This window comes from Clostridioides sp. ZZV15-6388, from assembly GCF_020657755.1.
Classification (GTDB): Bacteria; Bacillota; Clostridia; order Peptostreptococcales; family Peptostreptococcaceae; genus Clostridioides.
In genome coordinates this window covers 1-440 of record NZ_JAGWCU010000111.1, presented here as the reverse complement: position 1 = coordinate 440, position 440 = coordinate 1, and the positions used below count along the sequence as shown (strand labels likewise).

1 rRNA gene is annotated in these 440 nt (G+C 53.2%); it reads right to left on the bottom strand.

The features are described 5' to 3' along the window. Positions 1–440, bottom strand: a 16S ribosomal RNA gene (locus KGF48_RS19970); the annotation flags it as partial.

Genomic DNA, 440 nt, shown 5'->3' with positions numbered 1-440 from the left:
GACTACACGGGTATCTAATCCTGTTTGCTACCCACACTTTCGAGCCTCAGCGTCAGTTGGTGCCCAGTAGGCCGCCTTCGCCACTGGTGTTCCTCCCGATATCTACGCATTCCACCGCTACACCGGGAATTCCGCCTACCTCTGCACTACTCAAGAAAAACAGTTTTGAAAGCAGTTTATGGGTTGAGCCCATAGATTTCACTTCCAACTTGTCTTCCCGCCTGCGCTCCCTTTACACCCAGTAATTCCGGACAACGCTTGTGACCTACGTTTTACCGCGGCTGCTGGCACGTAGTTAGCCGTCACTTCCTTGTTGGGTACCGTCATTATCTTCCCCAACAACAGGAGTTTACAATCCGAAGACCTTCTTCCTCCACGCGGCGTCGCTGCATCAGGGTTTCCCCCATTGTGCAATATTCCCCACTGCTGCCTCCCGTAGG